This is a genomic window from Desulfobulbus sp. (assembly GCF_030824455.1).
Lineage (GTDB): Bacteria > Desulfobacterota > Desulfobulbia > Desulfobulbales > Desulfobulbaceae > Desulfobulbus.
Map to the genome: position 1 here is coordinate 1 of NZ_JAVBXR010000105.1, position 15532 is coordinate 15532.

At 58.1% G+C, this 15532-nt stretch carries 13 protein-coding genes; 2 read left to right on the plus strand and 11 right to left on the minus strand.

Translation table 11 applies throughout. The annotated features are described in order from the left end of the window. Both RCH93_RS12785 and RCH93_RS12790 read left to right on the plus strand, forming a co-directional pair. Positions 1–1214 (plus strand): efflux RND transporter periplasmic adaptor subunit (locus RCH93_RS12785; protein ID WP_306548802.1); only part of this gene is annotated, 1214 nt, incomplete at its 5' end. Further along, positions 1211–4282: an efflux RND transporter permease subunit gene (locus RCH93_RS12790; protein ID WP_306548803.1), complete on the plus strand. Its 3072-nt coding sequence runs from the start codon at positions 1211–1213 to the stop codon at positions 4280–4282. The genes RCH93_RS12785 and RCH93_RS12790, both read left to right, overlap by 4 nt. Here the strand turns inward: RCH93_RS12790 and RCH93_RS12795 are convergent. The 11 genes from RCH93_RS12795 to RCH93_RS12845 all read right to left on the minus strand — a co-directional run bounded on the left by RCH93_RS12795 (position 4272) and on the right by RCH93_RS12845 (position 15490). Further along, positions 4272–5588 (minus strand): dicarboxylate/amino acid:cation symporter, encoded by a 1317-nt coding sequence (locus RCH93_RS12795; RefSeq protein WP_306548804.1) that lies wholly within the window; start codon positions 5586–5588, stop codon positions 4272–4274. The genes RCH93_RS12790 and RCH93_RS12795 overlap by 11 nt on opposite strands. After that, a complete protein-coding gene (locus RCH93_RS12800; protein ID WP_306548805.1) occupies positions 5585–6514 on the minus strand; it encodes an ABC transporter substrate-binding protein in 930 nt (309 codons plus the stop codon). Before RCH93_RS12800 ends, RCH93_RS12795 begins: the two co-directional genes overlap by 4 nt. Positions 6515–6518: 4 nt before the next feature. Beyond that, a complete protein-coding gene (locus RCH93_RS12805) occupies positions 6519–7313 on the minus strand; it encodes a hypothetical protein (RefSeq protein ID WP_306548806.1) in 795 nt (264 codons plus the stop codon). After that, positions 7301–9475 carry an FAD-dependent oxidoreductase gene (locus RCH93_RS12810; protein ID WP_306548807.1) on the minus strand — a complete coding sequence of 725 codons (2175 nt, stop codon included), beginning with the start codon at positions 9473–9475 and terminating at the stop codon, positions 7301–7303. The genes RCH93_RS12805 and RCH93_RS12810 overlap by 13 nt, the downstream gene beginning before the upstream one ends. Positions 9476–9494: 19 nt before the next feature. Beyond that, positions 9495–10661: a hypothetical protein gene (locus RCH93_RS12815; RefSeq protein WP_306548808.1), complete on the minus strand. Its 1167-nt coding sequence runs from the start codon at positions 10659–10661 to the stop codon at positions 9495–9497. Continuing rightward, positions 10642–12126: a radical SAM family RiPP maturation amino acid epimerase gene (locus tag RCH93_RS12820; RefSeq protein ID WP_306548809.1), complete on the minus strand. Its 1485-nt coding sequence runs from the start codon at positions 12124–12126 to the stop codon at positions 10642–10644. The genes RCH93_RS12815 and RCH93_RS12820 overlap by 20 nt, the downstream gene beginning before the upstream one ends. 170 nt (positions 12127–12296) lie before the next feature. Further along, a complete protein-coding gene (locus RCH93_RS12825; protein ID WP_306548810.1) occupies positions 12297–12635 on the minus strand; it encodes a Nif11-like leader peptide family RiPP precursor in 339 nt (112 codons plus the stop codon). A gap of 110 nt (positions 12636–12745) precedes the next feature. Further along, entirely contained in the window at positions 12746–13084 is a 339-nt protein-coding gene (locus RCH93_RS12830; RefSeq protein ID WP_306548811.1) for a Nif11-like leader peptide family natural product precursor, read from the minus strand. Between the two features lie 203 nt (positions 13085–13287). Next, on the minus strand, positions 13288–13632 hold the full coding sequence (locus RCH93_RS12835) for a Nif11-like leader peptide family RiPP precursor (protein ID WP_306548812.1): 345 nt from the start codon (positions 13630–13632) through the stop codon (positions 13288–13290). 171 nt (positions 13633–13803) lie between these two features. Beyond that, a complete protein-coding gene (locus RCH93_RS12840) occupies positions 13804–14151 on the minus strand; it encodes a Nif11-like leader peptide family RiPP precursor (RefSeq protein WP_306548813.1) in 348 nt (115 codons plus the stop codon). Between the two features lie 79 nt (positions 14152–14230). After that, positions 14231–15490, minus strand: coding sequence for a serine hydrolase (locus tag RCH93_RS12845; protein WP_306548814.1), 1260 nt, complete (start codon positions 15488–15490; stop codon positions 14231–14233). Between the last annotated feature and the right edge of the window lie 42 nt (positions 15491–15532).

Genomic DNA, 15532 nt, shown 5'->3' on the forward strand with positions numbered 1-15532 from the left:
CTGTCCGCGCCACGCCCCTTGGCCGACCGGCCCCTGCTTTTTCCCTGCGCCTGACCCTCATCCTCCTGGCCTGCCTGTTGCTGCTGTTTGCAGCCGGTTGTTCCGGCAACAAGGAGAAAGAGGGAAAGACCGGCCAGAAGAAGAAATCGGCGATCCCGGTGACCGTTGCCGCCAGCGCCCAAAAAGCGCTGCCCCTGGAAATAGCGGCCACCGGCCATGTCGAGGCCCTGGCCACGGTCGAGGTTCGCTCCCAGGTGACCGGCACAATCAAAACCGTGCACTTCAAAGAAGGCGACGAGGTCAAGGCCGGCGAACTGCTGTTCACCATCGACCCCCGCCCCTTTGCCGCCAATCTGGCCAAGGCCGAGGCAGGTTTGGCCAAGGACCGCGCCGATTTGGAAAACGCCCGTCGCGAGGCCGGCCGTTACGCCCTGGCCGCGCAGAAAGGCTATGTTTCGCTTGAGCAGGCCGATCAGGCAGCAACCAAGGTCGCCACCCTCACGGCCACAGTGCAGGCGGATCAAGCCGCCATGGACAGCGCCCGGCTGGAGTTGGAATACTGCTCGATCCGCGCCCCCTTTGCCGGCCGGGTCGGCGAGTTGCAGAGCGACCAGGGCAATCTGATCAAGGCCAACGCCGACACCCCCATGGTCACCCTCAACCGGATACAGCCGATTCTGGCCGCCTTCACCGTGCCCGGCGGCCACCTCCAAGACCTCTTTCGCTACCAGGCGGCCGGCAGCCTCAAAGTGCTGGCGGGGAACCCAAAAAAACCAACGGCCGCCGAACTTGAAGGCGCGCTTGCCTTCATCGACAACACAGTCGACCCAACCACCGGCATGATCCGGCTCAAGGCCCAGTTCGCCAACGCCGACCACGGGTTATGGCCGGGCCAGTTGATCGACGTCCGCATCCGCCTCGCCCAACGGCCGGACTGCGTGGTCGTGCCCTCGCAGGCGGTGCAGATCGGCCAGCAAGGGGCCTATGTCTATGTGGTCAAGGACGACCACGCAGCCTACCGTCCGGTGACGCCCGGCATGCTCTTTCAGGGCGAAACCGTGATTGAGGAGGGGCTGCAAAGCGGCGAGCGGGTGGTGGTCGACGGCCAGATGCAGCTGGCCGACGGCGTCGCCATTGTCGAACGCGGCCCTGCGCCTGGAAAGACCGGCGGCAAGGAGGCCGGCGGCGGCGAAGGCCAACGGGGCAAACCATGAGAGGCGTCTCCGACCTGTTCATCCGCCGGCCGGTAATGACCGTGCTGGTGATGGTCAGCATTCTGTTGTTTGGCTTGATCGGCTATCGGCAGCTAGCGGTCAGCGACCTGCCCAACGTCGATTTTCCCACCATCCAGGTCAGCGCAGGGCTGCCCGGCGCCAACCCCGACACCATGGCCTCGACCGTGGCCACGGTGCTGGAAAAGGAATTCTCCACCATCGCCGGACTCGACTCCATGAGTTCGGTCAGTTCCACCGGCTCCACCCAGATCACCCTGCAATTCTCGCTAGAGCGCGACATCGACGCCGCAGCCCAGGACGTGCAGACCGCCATTTCCCTGGCCAACCGCAACCTGCCCGAGGACATGCCCTCGCCGCCGTCGTTTCGCCGCACCAATCCCGCCTCAGACCCGATCCTCTTTATCTCGCTCAACAGCCCGACCCTGCCGCTCTCCACCCTGGATCGTTACGGCCAGACCATGAGCCAGCGGCTGTCGATGATCCAGGGCGTGGCCCAGATCACCCTGCGCGGCTCGCAGAAATACGCGGTCCGGGTGCAGCTCGACCCGCGGGCGATGAAGGGCTTTGATCTCGACGCCGACGAGGTGGCCGCAGCCATCGACGCCCAAAACGCCAACCGCCCCATGGGCCAGCTGAGCGGCCCGCACAGCACCCTGACCCTGAAAGCCAACGGCGAACTCAAGGCGGCGGAGCAGTATAAAGACATCGTGGTGGCGGTGCGCGGCGGCCGGCCCATCCGGCTTGCCGAGGTGGCTTTGGTGATCGACAGCGTCGAGAACGACAAGTCCGGAGCCTGGTTTTTCACCCCCACCACCAAGGCCCGAACTATCGTCCTGGCGGTGGAAAAGCAGCCGGGTTCCAACACCATTGAGGTGGCGGACGCGGTCAAGGCCCTGCTGCCCACCCTGGCCGAGAGCCTGCCGGCCTCCATCAAGCTCTCGATCCTGCGCGACGGCAGCGTCGCCATTCAGGAATCGGCCCAGGACATCCAGTTCACCCTGCTTCTGACCCTGGCCCTGGTGGTGCTGGTGATCTTTCTCTTCATCCGCAACCTCAGCGCCACGGTCATTCCCAGCCTGTCGCTGCCGATGTCGGTGATCGGGACCTTTGCGGTGATGTACTTGCTCGACTACAGCCTCAACAACATGTCGCTGATGGCCCTGACCCTGGCGGTCGGGTTTGTGGTCGACGACTCCATCGTGGTGCTGGAAAACATCGTCCGCCACCTGGAAATGGGCAAGAACCGGCTGCAGGCCGCCTTTGACGGCGCCCGCGAGGTCAGTTTCACCATCATTTCCATGACGCTTTCGCTGGTGGCGATTTTCATTCCGCTGCTCTTTCTCGGCGGCATCATGGGGCGGCTGTTCCGCGAGTTTTCGGTGACCATCGGCGTTGCGGTGCTGGTCAGCGGGGTCATCAGCCTGACGCTGGTGCCCATGCTGTGCAGCCGCTTCCTCCGCGCCCAGAATGTTGTTCGCCATGGCCGCCTCTACCGGGCGACCGAGGCCGGTTATCTATGGATGGCGGAATGTTACAGCCGCAGCCTGCTGGCCGTGCTCCGTCACAAACGGCTGACCATGATCTTCTCCCTGGCGGTGCTGGCGGCCACGGCTTGGCTCTTCGCGGTGGTTCCCAAAGGCTTTATTCCCACCGAAGATCGCGGCTACATCATGGTTTCCACCCAGACCGCCCAGTCCATTTCCTGGATTTCGCAGGTGGAACACCTGATGCAGCTGGCGGAAATTGTGCAGCAGGACCCCAACGTCGACCGGTTCATGGTCACCACCTCGCCCTTCATGCTGCTGATGCTCAAACCCCGCAGCGAGCGGACGTTGAGCGCCGACGAAGTCATCCTCGCCCTGCGGCCCAAGCTCAACAGCGTGCCCGGCATCCGCGCCATGCTGGTCAACCCGCTGCCGATCAACGTCGGCGGTCGCCGCTCGCGCAGCATCTACCAGCTGACCCTGATGGGGATTGACGCCGCCCAGTTGTACCAGACCGCCCGCGCCCTGGAACAGGCCATGCTCGACACCCCGGCCCTGGTCGACGTTTCCAGCGACCTGCAGATGGACAACCCGGAACTCAACATCGAGATCGACCGCAACCGGGCCCTGCTGCTCGGCGTCACCCCCAAACAGATCGAAGACACCCTCTACAGCGCCTACGGCGAGCGCGACGTCTCCACCATCTTCGGGGCCAACGACCAATACAGCGTCATCGTTGAATTCCATCCCGATTTCCAAAACAACGCCGCCGCTCTGGACCTGGTGCACATCCGCTCCAATCAGGGCCAATTGACGCCGATCTCCACCGTGGCCACGCTCAGCCAGGGATTGGGGCCGCTGTCGATCAACCATTCGGGCCAACTGCCTTCGGTGACCCTGTCGTTCAACGTCAAGCCCGGCGTGGCCCTGGGCCAGGCCCTGGCCGATCTGCAGCAACTGACCGACTCGCTGCTGCCCACCGGCGTCAACGCCTCGTTCCAGGGCAACGCCCAGCAATTTCAATCCGCCCAGGCAAGCATGGGCTGGCTGCTCGGCTTGGCAATCATCGTCATCTACATCGTGCTCGGCATTCTCTACGAGAGCTACATCCACCCCCTGACCATCCTCACCGCCCTGCCCTTCGCCGGTTTCGGCGCCCTGATCACCCTGATGCTCTTTGGGGTAGATTTGTCGATCTACGCCTTTGTCGGCATCATCATGCTGATTGGTCTGGTCAAGAAAAACGGCATCATGATGATCGACTTCGCCATTGCCGCCCAGGCCGAGGGCAAGAACGCCCACGACGCGATCCACGAGGCCTGCGTCATCCGTTTCCGGCCGATCATGATGACCACCATGGCGGCGCTGATGGCCGGCATCCCGATTGCGCTCGGCTACGGCGCCGGGGCGGAATCGCGCCAGCCCCTGGGTCTGGCCGTGGTCGGCGGCCTGCTCTTTTCCCAGAGCCTGACCCTCTACGTCACGCCGGTGTTTTATCTGTATATGGAAAAGCTGCAACAGCGGATAAAGCGAAAGAAAACTGCCCCCCTCATCAACCGATGACGTCACCGGCGCTCAGTACCTCCCCCGGCTTTCCATGCGGTCTATTTTTCCGGCCGATAACCACCGCCGCTACACAGGTCAGATGGACGTTCAGGATAGTCAGGGCCGGATCAATGAGAAAGTTCACCGCCAGCAAGAGGATGATCGCTGTTTCCACCGGTAGTCCCAGAGGAATCAGAACCATGGAGACCATCGCTAAGGCGACCACTCCAGGGGCTCCGGCGCCTGCCAGCATACCGAGCAAGGTACCGCCGAAAATGATGCCCAGTTGGGGAATTCCTAAGGGGATGCCGTACAGTTGGGCTACAAAAACCGCTCCGATGGTGAACACCAGAATCATACTGTAACGGCAGATGACCACGCTGAGCGGCACTACCAAATTGATAATGTCCGGCGGTAGCCGGTAGTTATGGTGCAGCGTATTCAGCATGGAAGGCATTGCCGCATAGCTGTTGCGCGTGCCGAAAGCGACCATCAAGGGTTCGCGTAGTTCACTAAAGGTTTTGAAAAAAGATTTCCGGCTCACCTTTGAAATGATCAGGCCGCCACCCATCAGCAACAAAACGACAGCCACATGCACAATCACCACATAGCGCCCCATGGCCAGTAAAATTTCTACCCCGGTCCCGGCCACCTGACCCGCGATCATGCTGAACAAACCAAAGGGAAGAAAATACATAGCGATTCCGATCAATTTTTCAAATGCCTTAAAGACCACCTCGGTCAGATCGAGGAATTGGCTACGGCTCTCTGAAGGGACCAAACCCATCGCCAGCCCGAAGACTAGGGAGAAAAAAAGGATCTGCAGATTTTTCCCCTCTGATAAGGCGCCAAAAATATTTGCGGGGATCAGCATTTTCATAAACTCAGCCCAGCCGGTGGTGGCCGGCAGCAATGCTGTGGTCGTTGCAGAGGTTTTATCCGCCTGGAGGAGAACCGCACCCAAGGCGGCCCTCATTTCCGCACCCAGTCCGGCCCCCGGACTGCCGATCAACGCCACCACCATCCCCACCGCCGTGACCGCTATGATGCCACAGGTAAAGACCACCCCAATACGTTTCAAATACTTGGCGGCTTCAGGAGAGGACAAGAGCCGTCCAAAACTGGAAACAACTGCGGTTATCATGATGGGAATGACGCACATCGTCAGCAAGGTCAAATACAAATCCCCTATTGGAGCTATCTGTACGGACAGCTTTGGATTGACCATTCCCAGAACGATACCCGCCCCCACACCAAAAAGAATGCTCCAAGAGCTTCGTAACAAGCTCGCCACCTTTTCATAACGTCCGGTTGCTCTTGTCATTTCCGGCCCACAGCCTGCTCTTGCCGATTGCCGACGATACCGAATTCAGAGCGTAAGGCGTTTAACTGCAAAGCACCGGTGCCATGCTTCAGGTAAAAATTGAGCCAGGCCAACAAATGCTGGTCCTCGGCAGGCACTGCAATGCCGATGGGATCAACATGGTGGTCCAGCACCAAGAGTTGCAGATCAATATTCAACCCTGGATGTCCGGTCATGAATTTCTTAATTTCGTACTCATCATAGATCATGGCCATAATATCCCCACGGGCCGTCGCATTGACCAACTCTTCCATATTTTCATAGACCACCACCTGAGCATTGGGGATTAATTGAGCAGCATAGCCCACCCAGGCCGAGGCTCCGCGGACCCCGATCTTAAGCGGGGCCGCTTGCAACAATTCCATAATCGACTTTCCCTGACTTTTGGCCCGTAGCGTGGCCAGCTGTAAACGGTTAATCAAAAGCGCATGGTGAAAAACCAGATAGGGCTCGGTATAGGCCACGCGCAGGGCCCGGGGTATGGTTATGCTCAATTTGGAAATCGCGATATCCGCTTGACCGGAAGCCACCAAATCGACCACGGCATCAAAGGAGCAGGATTCTCGATTGAACTCCACAGCAACCCCCAACCAGCGAGCAATGTCGACCGCCATCTCCACATCCAGTCCCTCCAGTTGCCCCTGGGCATTGATGAAAAAAAAGGGCGGCCGGTCCTGGTGAAACATGGCGACCACCAGTTTGCCCCGGTCTTTGATCCCTTGGATATCCGCAGGAAAGGGCACCGAAGACGCCGGCGCCGGTGGGGTCGGCGCCCCACTGCCTGTTTTGACCGAATCCTGGCCCTCCTGTCCCGCCGCTGCTTCTCCTGTGCAGGATGACAACAATAACAAAACCAAGAAAAAGAAAGGAATGACCTTGGCCCTCAAAAAATTATCCATTCAGAGTTCCCTCATTCTCTCGCCGGCAACCCAAGACGTCCGCTGCGTTGGCCAGATCGCCTGTTGCCCTTGTCAGCATATCGTAGAGATTTTTCACCGGCGCCGGTGCTTCGTCCCATACCGTCTGGTTAAAATCCCAGGCAGCATAGCGGGGCAGAAAAAAATCGTTCATAATATTTCGCAAGTCAGCCGCCGCCATAGGGCAGCCAAGCCATTGCAGCAGGTCGCCGAATTTTGGCAGCGGTTCCCGGCAAAATTGGTCAAAATCAAAAATAAAAGCAGCCATCCCTGACGAACCCTCTAAAAAACGCAGAGTATAGTGCTCCCAAAGGGTCATCCCTGCCATCAAGGAAAGACCGTAACGGTCACGCATGGAGAGAGCCACGGCCAGAGGATGGCGTAAGCAGAATATGGCCCGTTGCAGTTCCGGCCAATAGAGGCGCCACGCGGCAAGAGTGAGGCACAGCAGTGGGTCCTTGCACAGCTCCCCGTCGAATTTATTGATGAACAGACGAAAATAACGCTCCCGGTCAGCGGCCAGCGCCATAAGATCCGCTGTTGCCGGAGGGGTAAAAATCCCGTTTTGTTCTTCACCTGATTCAAACAGCAACCGTTCATTGACGGTAAACAACAAATCCGGTTCAAAATGTCCCCTGGGATTCATGGGGGTGGGATTGCGCAAGATGCGGACATTTTTTCCCAGATCAAACCCGCAAAGTTCCAATAATCCGGTCACACAGCTGGTGCCGCTGCGCAGTGGCCCGGTGACAATGGTTACCTTGTGCATACGCCTTGTTCCTCCGGCTCTCCGGAACCCAGCGCCAAAGTCGCCCAGGCCGTGGCAATCCGCCCGCAGTCCCGGGTATGAAAAAGAGTGCGACGGCCCTCATCCTCGAACCAATACTCCAAAATCGGCTCGCCCAGCCAGCCGGGCCCTGTCTGTTGCGCCTTCAGCCATTCGCGGCCTCTGGTCTGCTCCTCCCTGGAATCGCCGGTGACGTCAAGCGCCAGCAGGGCCGCAGACGTTTCAATCACAGATTCTCCCCAGGAGCCATTCCCTTCTTGGCGGCTTGTTAACCACAGCGCCGCTCGGCGGCACGCTGCGGCAGCTGTGCCGGTTCCGGCGGCGTCATCATTGGTGGCGGCCAAAAAACGGACTGCATACCAGATTTGCAGAGTCTCCGATGGAAACCATTTGCCCGGCCATCCTCCAGTCACCCGCTGTTGGGAGAGCAGATATTGCCGGCAACGCACGATTTGAGCTGCATACCGGCCCGGGTCAATTCGGTGCAGCAGCCAGCCACAGAAGGCCGTAGCCGGGCAGTCCGGTCCGCGCCAGTATGGAGCGCGTCCGCTGCTGTCAACGGCAATCGTCCAGAATGCCCCGGATTGGTGGTCGTAAAACGCTTCCACCAGCCGGCGGCAACTGGTGCGCACCAATGCATGATGACGACCGGTGGTCAATAGACCTTCCATGACCAGGGCGCTATCCAGGGAGGTCACACCGTAGCCCTGCTGATAGCCCCAGAGACCATCCACGGCTTCGCCAAGGAGATACTGTTCCAAATCGCGATCCGGCTGGGCCTGGAGAACTAACCCATAATAAGCAATCGTTCCATCCTGCAGTCGTTCTGTTCCTTTAGGCCCGTCGCCGGTCATCCGGCTCGCCCAGGTCATGGCCAGGGGCTCGGCGGCAAAATCCGTTTGCACCGGCAATAGCGCCGGTTCCCGGCACATCTTGGCGGCCCGCCGGCCCGAGGCGATGGCCGCCCACATGCCATAGGGCATCTGCTGCTCATTCCACCAGGTATAGTCGCCAGCCAGCACCACGCCGGGCAAGGGGCGCAGTCGTGCATTGGAGAACCCCCCATAGATTTCGTTATTGATGATGGGGCCTACAGCCGGCCAATGTTTGACCTCACTGAAAACTACCTGCTGCGGCGCCACCTCGCCGATGCCGAGACCGTTTAGTTCGTTGCGAACGAGTGCCACCTGTTCCGCATCACTGAGATCGCGGCAGGCTGTTGCCTGTTCAGCGACCAGATAGGCGGTCAGGACCACGGTCTCCGGTGCAGCGGCTGACCGGTGGAATACAAAGGTGTTGACCAAACCCTGGGTAGACACCACGTAGGAATAGGGTTGTAGATCGGCGCCGCGGCAATAGAGCACCACCACCACGCCGCCGCCGTATTGCACCCGCCCCAGAAAATCGGTGGCCACGTTGGTTGCTCCCCGGCACAACTCACGGGCCGCCGCTGCCGGCGTCGCCAGAATCACCCGTTCGGCAACAGCGTGTTGTTCTCTGCCTGCGGCCGTTTGCCAGCGCACTGTGGTTTGGCCGGTGATGACGTCGTGCTCCAGTCCCCTGACTTGGCAGCCGGTCCGGATTTCCACCCCGTCCTGTTCAGCCAGCCCCTCCACCAGGCTTATGTTGCCGTTCCGGAACCGGTGGGTGTCATGGCGGACCAGGCTGTCCCACCGGCGGGAGGGCGTGTACTCATGCAGGTTACCGGGATGGATTACCCGAAAAAAGGCCTGGAGCGCCATCGACAGATCCTCGCCCACCATGGCCGGCTTGGGGAAGGGCGCGGCAAGAAAGGATTTTAGGCAGAGCATATTACGGACGTCCGGCTGCAGGGCCTGTAGACAGTTGATGACCGATGCGCCGGTCACCAATTTTCCCTTATGGAAAAGACCGAGAGGATGCGCGCTGCATTCCAGAGGCCCGGATGCCACGGGAAAAGGCGCCCACTGGGGATTATAGGCGAACAATGCCCCGGTTTCATATGTTATGCCTCCGTGATGGCGGGTGATGATTTTGCCGCCCACAGTCGGCTCCGCCTCCAGCACCAGCACCCGTTGTTGGTCGCGACCCAATTCGCAGGCGGCAGCCAGCCCGGCCAAGCCGGCGCCCACAATGACGACCGGGAATCGTAGGGATGAAGACATGCCAAGAGGCCTCTCGGAATTACCAGGCATGGTTGACTTGCTGCATGGCGGCAACTGTTGAGGGAAAAACATCAGCGAGAGGCAAACTCGGTCGGCTTACGGCCAGATAGGCCTTGGCCTGGGTGATACGGCCCTGATGCAGGGTGCATTTCACATGATGAATTTTTCGGAAGGTGTGCAGATAGACTAGATTGCCGGCGAAGCGGTCGCAGAGCGGGGACGCGGTGATTCCGGTATAGTCCCGTACCGCTTGCCCTTTTTCTGGCAGACAGAGACCGCGGCGAGTCAAATAATTGAGCAGTTCCAGCCACTGGCCGGGGTCGTCCTGTAACCAGTCCTGGTAGCATTCAAACCCGATGGCCGCGTCCACCCCTTTCCCGGTCAGGTTGAAGTCTAGAGCAAAATATTGCGACATAGGGAGCAGCTCTGACAAGATAGGGGTCAACGCCTCTGCCTCGCCTTCCGGCAGGATCATTGCCAGCCAGGGGATGATCGCCTCCGGTGATATCTTATTGACGCAGAGTCGCAGGCCGCAATCATCCACTCTGGTCAACATCAACCCTATCTGGAACAGTTTGGCGTCGATGGGCATGGTCTCCAGAAACCATCGCAGAACACTAATATCAGGCACAGAGCGTCTGTGCAAATGCATGATCTCAGCGGTAACTGCAAGGATTTCCCGGGGCGACGAATGCGACTCCGGGCCAAAGAAAAAATTGGGGCTCCTGCTGGCTTTTTGCAAGGCCTCTTGGGAAAGAGCCTCGGCAAGGTCGAACTCAAGCCAAATATTGCGGAGATGATTGCGAAACAAATGCAGGTCGTTTAGCCAGCATTGGGCAAGAATACGCAGGTTATTCCAGCCGGGCCATGTATCGCACAACTGGTCCAGAGCAGAAGGAATTTCACCTGCCAGCAAAGCGATGCCTGGAGTCTCCCGCTTGACTTCAAACAGAATATCCGCCAAGGCTGTCTTCTGGCCGAGGCGACATTCGAATCCCCAGAAATTCGACAATTCGACAGGGAGCAGCGAGGCGACCTCGGCCAGCCGGTTATAGCCCTCCTCGTTGATCAGGACAGGCGGCAGCGCGGGTTTGATCCATTGCAGAATCGTGAGCAATTGTTGTGATAGTGTCCCGCTGGCAGCATCGGTAGCCACATTTCCGCTTTCAGACGGCGCGGACTTCATCCAGAAAGCCTCCGTCGAAAAGTTGCTTCACTGCCATGCCGGTCAGCATGGGATTAATTCGCAGAGTATCGGTCATGGTGCTGTACATCTGGTCAACTCGCTGATTTCCCTCTGCAATCATGGCTCCCAGAGGCGCCACCACCTCTTTGCCGGCAAAATGATGCACTTGGTTCGGGGAAATTAGGTCAAATCCCTGTTCGGTGGGCTTGAAGCACAGATCATCCCGGAATCGCACCACTGAGTCAGGGCGGGGCGTCAAAGGCATGTTGCGCTCAATCAACTCCTCTATTGCCCGATGGAAATCAAGCGCGTCGGTGAACGCTGCCGTGTCGTAAATCCGGTAGCCATAGGCCCATTTTTTCGAAGTGTAGCACGGACTGACCAACTGAATGGTCTTATGCACCATATTGATCAGAAAACCGGACACACAGGCGATGGACCCCTGGGGGACGATCTGATCCATATAGTGGCCGCTCTCCCGGTCACGCATCCCGTTTTGTTCCGCCAGTATTCTGCCGCCGGTAACTTTTTGCCGTGGATGTTCCCTGGTCTGGATCAGGAGTTCCACATCGCGCAATTCATCAGGAGTATATAGCTCGTGAATTTTGAGCAGCATCTTTTTGGTCAAAACGCTGAAACGCGGCCAAGGGAGGTTCCCTTGCCGGTAAAAGGCGATCAGTGACCGCACCCACTCGGCATCACCGGGAACAGCGGTGGAGGTACAGCTTGCATGGCCGGTAATTTTGGCAAAATCCTTGAGAAAATCGAGGTAATGGGGGTTGTCATGGGGTTCGGTGCCATAATAGAGCAAGGCCATGGCGGCCTGATCACGGCCGAAAACATCGGCGCATGCCTTGACTACATCCTGGAAAAACTCCCGGTTTTCCAGATAATCGAAATTGGTGGTCAATTTGCGGGCGGCAAAGGCGCAGAACCAACAGCCGACACTACAACCGTCGCCAAGCTCAAAGGCCAGGATAGGGTGATCAATAACGTGGCCGAAATGGCCGAGTTCACTCTTCGCGGCCGCCACCCTCCGCATCCTCCAGGCGTCAAACCGTGGATTCTTGGGCACCCGGAAAACAGTGCTCCTGAAGTGACGATAGACCTTATTCTTTTGCGCCACATAGCGGGTCCAGAGGGCAAGCAATGGCCTCTGGGCAATTTTCTCAAGAAGTTCAGCCGGCATGGCGTCCTGGCAACCGCATGCCCGGAGAAAGTTGAGCTGGAAGTCGGAATTTTCCCAGAGGAGGTCAAGTTCCCGAAGGTCAAAGGTTACTCCAATTTGTTGCAAACGTGCTCGTTGTTCCTGTGAAAACGATCCGGAGCCGGCGGCGGCGGCAAATTCCTGATCTCCCTGAACCCATTCAAAAAAACGCTTTAAACGGACAATCAAGTCCATCTCTTCAACGGTAAAACAGGCAATAAGCTGCTCGTAAGCATTCAACGGCGTTTCCTCTGACATCTCTCCCCCTTGCTTGTATTCAACAGACCTTGATGGATTTTCTTCCCTGGTTCACGGTTGCCAGGGGCAGGGGCGGCAAGCATGCTCTCAACTAACGCTCTTGCGAAAAAGGTACCCCTGCCCGGCAAACACTTGCAACCGCGAATCCGACAACCCGACTCTCTTCCGTCTTACCAGGATTTGCAGGCGGCAACCGCAGCCCCGGCAGCGCCAACCGCCGAAATGACGCCGAGGACCGCAACCGCAACTGAACCGCAGGCAATGGCGGTGGCGGTGGCGAATCCGCCGGCTACCTTTTCCAAATCTTCCTCGCTCAACTCATCGCTCATGTTCACCCCGCCTTCCTGGGCCAGAGCCATGATGTCCGCCTGGGTGAAATGCAGGCCAAGTTCGCTGGCATGGGCAATAAGACCGTCAACGTTTTCCAAGCCGATTGCTTTGGCTTTATTGCGCACCTCTTCCTGTTCACCGCACAACAGTCCGTACTTCTTCAGATCTTCGACACTCATGATCACTCTCTTCACTGGTTGATGATGCTTTTTTCCTTCGATCAGCCCTTGTTTCAGTACGATCCAAAATGCCCTTGCCGCTGAAAAAAGATTGCCTGATCAGTCTTCGGCTACCATGCCTTGGCGGTAACCACCGCTGCCCCGGCGCCGACAGCGCCGGCAACAGCAACGACACACGCGGCGGCCAAGCCAAGCACAGCCCCAACTGTGACCGTGACCACCCCGCCCGCCACTTTTTCCAGATCCTCCTCGCTCAACTCCTCGCTCTTGGCAAGCCCGGATTCTTTGGCCAGGACCACCAGGTCCTCTTGGGTAAAGTGGAGACCAAGCTCTTTGGCGTACGCAATCTGCGCATCAATGTTATCAATGCCGATCGCCTTCGCTTTATTGCGCACCTCTTCCTTTTCATTGCACATCTGCCCGAATTTTTTCAAATCCTCGACACTCATCGCCATTCTCCTCGCGTTGATTTATACTGCTCTGGCGTATACTGGATACCCAGGCGCCCATGATTGCGACCCCGTGGAGGGTTGACTCCTTGCAGGTGACATAAACGGGTATCCAACCCCGTTCGCCAGCCGGCGGGCACCCCTCGGCGCCCTATCCACCTGGAAGCTCTGCATAAAGAGCAATCCTGGTATTCGCTGTCGTCTTACCAAGTCTTGCTGATGGCAGCAGACAGACCACCGACAGTAAGCGCAGCGGCGCCAGCTGCTGCAATGCCACCGAGAACACACACGCCAACTACCGCAGCGGTGGTGGTGACCACCCCGCCAGCCACTTTTTCCAGATCCTCCTCGCTCAACTCCTCGCTCTTCTCGATCCCGGCTTCTTGGGCCAGCGCCACCATGTCCTGCTGGGTAAACGTCAAGCCAAGTTCTTTGGCGTAGGCAATATGGCCATCAACGTCTTCTAGGCCTATTGCTTTGGCTTTAGTACGGATATTTTCCTGTTCAACGCACAACTGGCCGTACTTCTTCAGATCCTCGACACTCATTGCCACCCTCCTCATCAGTTGTTATTGCGAATGTCATGGTATCGCAGCACAGTACGCCTCTCTTTTTCGAGGTGTTTGCCATGTTGATTCGACACCTTGCTATTGTTGCTTTTTTACCAGACAGCTATTTGCCGCCTGCTCCCGCACCTTGCAGAAACCAGCCGTGCTCGCTCACCAAGCCTTGCTGCCCACAGCAGCCACACTTCCGATAACAAGACCACCCGCAGCGGCCCCACAGGCCAGGCACGAGGCAATACCCACCACCGCAGCGAGGGCGGTAGTGGTGACAACACCGCCGGCCACCTTTTCCAGATCCTCCTCGTTCAATTCATCACACTTCTCAAGCCCGGCTTCTTTGGCCAGGGCGACCAGATCCTCCTGGGTAAAGGACAGGCCGAGTTCTTTGGCATAGGCGATCTGACCGCCAATATCCTCCAGGCCGATTGCTTTGGCCTTGTTCCGCACCTCTTCCTTTTCATTGCACAGCTGGCCGTATTTTTTCAGATCCTCGACACTCATAACACCTCTCCTTTTGGGTTCGTCATTTGTCTTACGGGTGTTGCAAGAACACTCCGCAGCAGGTCTCTCTTGTTGATCTTTATTCGTGCTTCCGGGGCAAACCTGGCGTTAATGGAAAATCTGTTGCCAAGGCATCCAGCAAGGCATAACCAAGTGTATTCAGCGATCTGGAAACATTGCCGAGCAACACCACTCCAAAGCGGTCATCATCACTGATTCCGATAAAACTTGCATAGCCACCGGAAATACCGTCATGGAACAAGATGCCCTGCCGGGAGCGGGGCAGCTCACGGGCCACCCAGCCCATTCCTATTTTGGTTGCATCCTTGCTGAAGAGGATGGGGTGGGTCCGGCGAAGAAAGGTTGAGGGGGATGGAGCCTTGTTCCGCATATGGGCCGTCATAAAACGCAACATGTCCTGACCGGTGGAACGCAATCCGCCGGCGCCGACGAGACCTTCACCAAAGTCCGAAGGCGCAGCGGTTTGGGCCAAGTACACAGGTCCCAGCCGGAAATAGCCGCGATACCCAGCGGCCAGACGCCGGGCTTGGGCGGCATCCGGCCGGCAGGTAGTGTCGTGTTGTCCCAGGGGCTGGGCAATTTTGTCCTGAATGAGCTGCTCATACGAAATCCCGGCCCGTTCGCTGAGCAGCAGGCCCAGGACGCCATAGCCGATATTGGAATAGTTGAAGTGCTCACCGGGTGGCTGTTGGAGGCGTGTCCGGGAAAAAATATCCTTTACCTTTCCGGCCGAATAGAAGGCGTAAGGATTTCCGCCGGCCATGGTGGCCAGAAACAGTGACGGGCGAAAGATATCCAGAGACATTCGGGGCATCTCGGCCGTATGGGTTGCCAGTTGGCGCAAGGTCACTTCCCGTTGCCGGGGATCGGGATCGGCATTGAGCCCAAGACCATCAACCACCCTGCTGTCCAGCGAGACTTCTCCCTGTTCTATGGCGGCGGCCAGCAATCCGGCGGTAAACAGTTTGGTGATCGAGCCAATTTCAAAAAGCGTGTTTCCTCGGGGAGATATGCTGGAGTTAATGGCAGTTGTGCCAAATGTGGTAATATCCTGCCGTCCATCGACGATGGTGGCGACAACCAGGCCGACTTGTCCCTGTTTTTTAAAATCCGGGGCCACCGCAGCAACAACGGCCCGGTGCAGTGCTTCGTCACCCCTTATATTGCCGCCAGGATCTTCTTGCCGCGGGGCCGGGGCCGACGGGGCAATGATCCCGATTTTCATGTTCATCGTCAAACCAAGGAGCAAACAGAGCGTGAACGAGAAGATCCCGATCAGACGGAAGCGGGGAACGCCTGACGCATTCCAGGTCAGCAATATGCCCTGCACCAAAAAAACAACAAAAAGCAGAGCGACAAC

Bases quoted from the DNA above. Each gene is read 5' to 3' on its own strand.
- RCH93_RS12795 (WP_306548804.1), bottom strand. From the start codon at position 5,588: ATGACAAGAGCAACCGGACGTTATGAAAAGGTGGCGAGCTTGTTACGA.
- RCH93_RS12830 (WP_306548811.1), bottom strand. From the start codon at position 13,084: ATGAGTGTCGAGGATTTGAAAAAATTCGGGCAGATGTGCAATGAAAAG.
- RCH93_RS12835 (WP_306548812.1), bottom strand. From the start codon at position 13,632: ATGAGTGTCGAGGATCTGAAGAAGTACGGCCAGTTGTGCGTTGAACAG.
- RCH93_RS12825 (WP_306548810.1), bottom strand. From the start codon at position 12,635: ATGAGTGTCGAAGATCTGAAGAAGTACGGACTGTTGTGCGGTGAACAG.
- RCH93_RS12790 (WP_306548803.1), top strand. From the start codon at position 1,211: ATGAGAGGCGTCTCCGACCTGTTCATCCGCCGGCCGGTAATGACCGTG.
- RCH93_RS12810 (WP_306548807.1), bottom strand. From the start codon at position 9,475: ATGTCTTCATCCCTACGATTCCCGGTCGTCATTGTGGGCGCCGGCTTG.
- RCH93_RS12840 (WP_306548813.1), bottom strand. From the start codon at position 14,151: ATGAGTGTCGAGGATCTGAAAAAATACGGCCAGCTGTGCAATGAAAAG.
- RCH93_RS12805 (WP_306548806.1), bottom strand. From the start codon at position 7,313: ATGCACAAGGTAACCATTGTCACCGGGCCACTGCGCAGCGGCACCAGC.
- RCH93_RS12815 (WP_306548808.1), bottom strand. From the start codon at position 10,661: ATGAAGTCCGCGCCGTCTGAAAGCGGAAATGTGGCTACCGATGCTGCC.
- RCH93_RS12820 (WP_306548809.1), bottom strand. From the start codon at position 12,126: ATGTCAGAGGAAACGCCGTTGAATGCTTACGAGCAGCTTATTGCCTGT.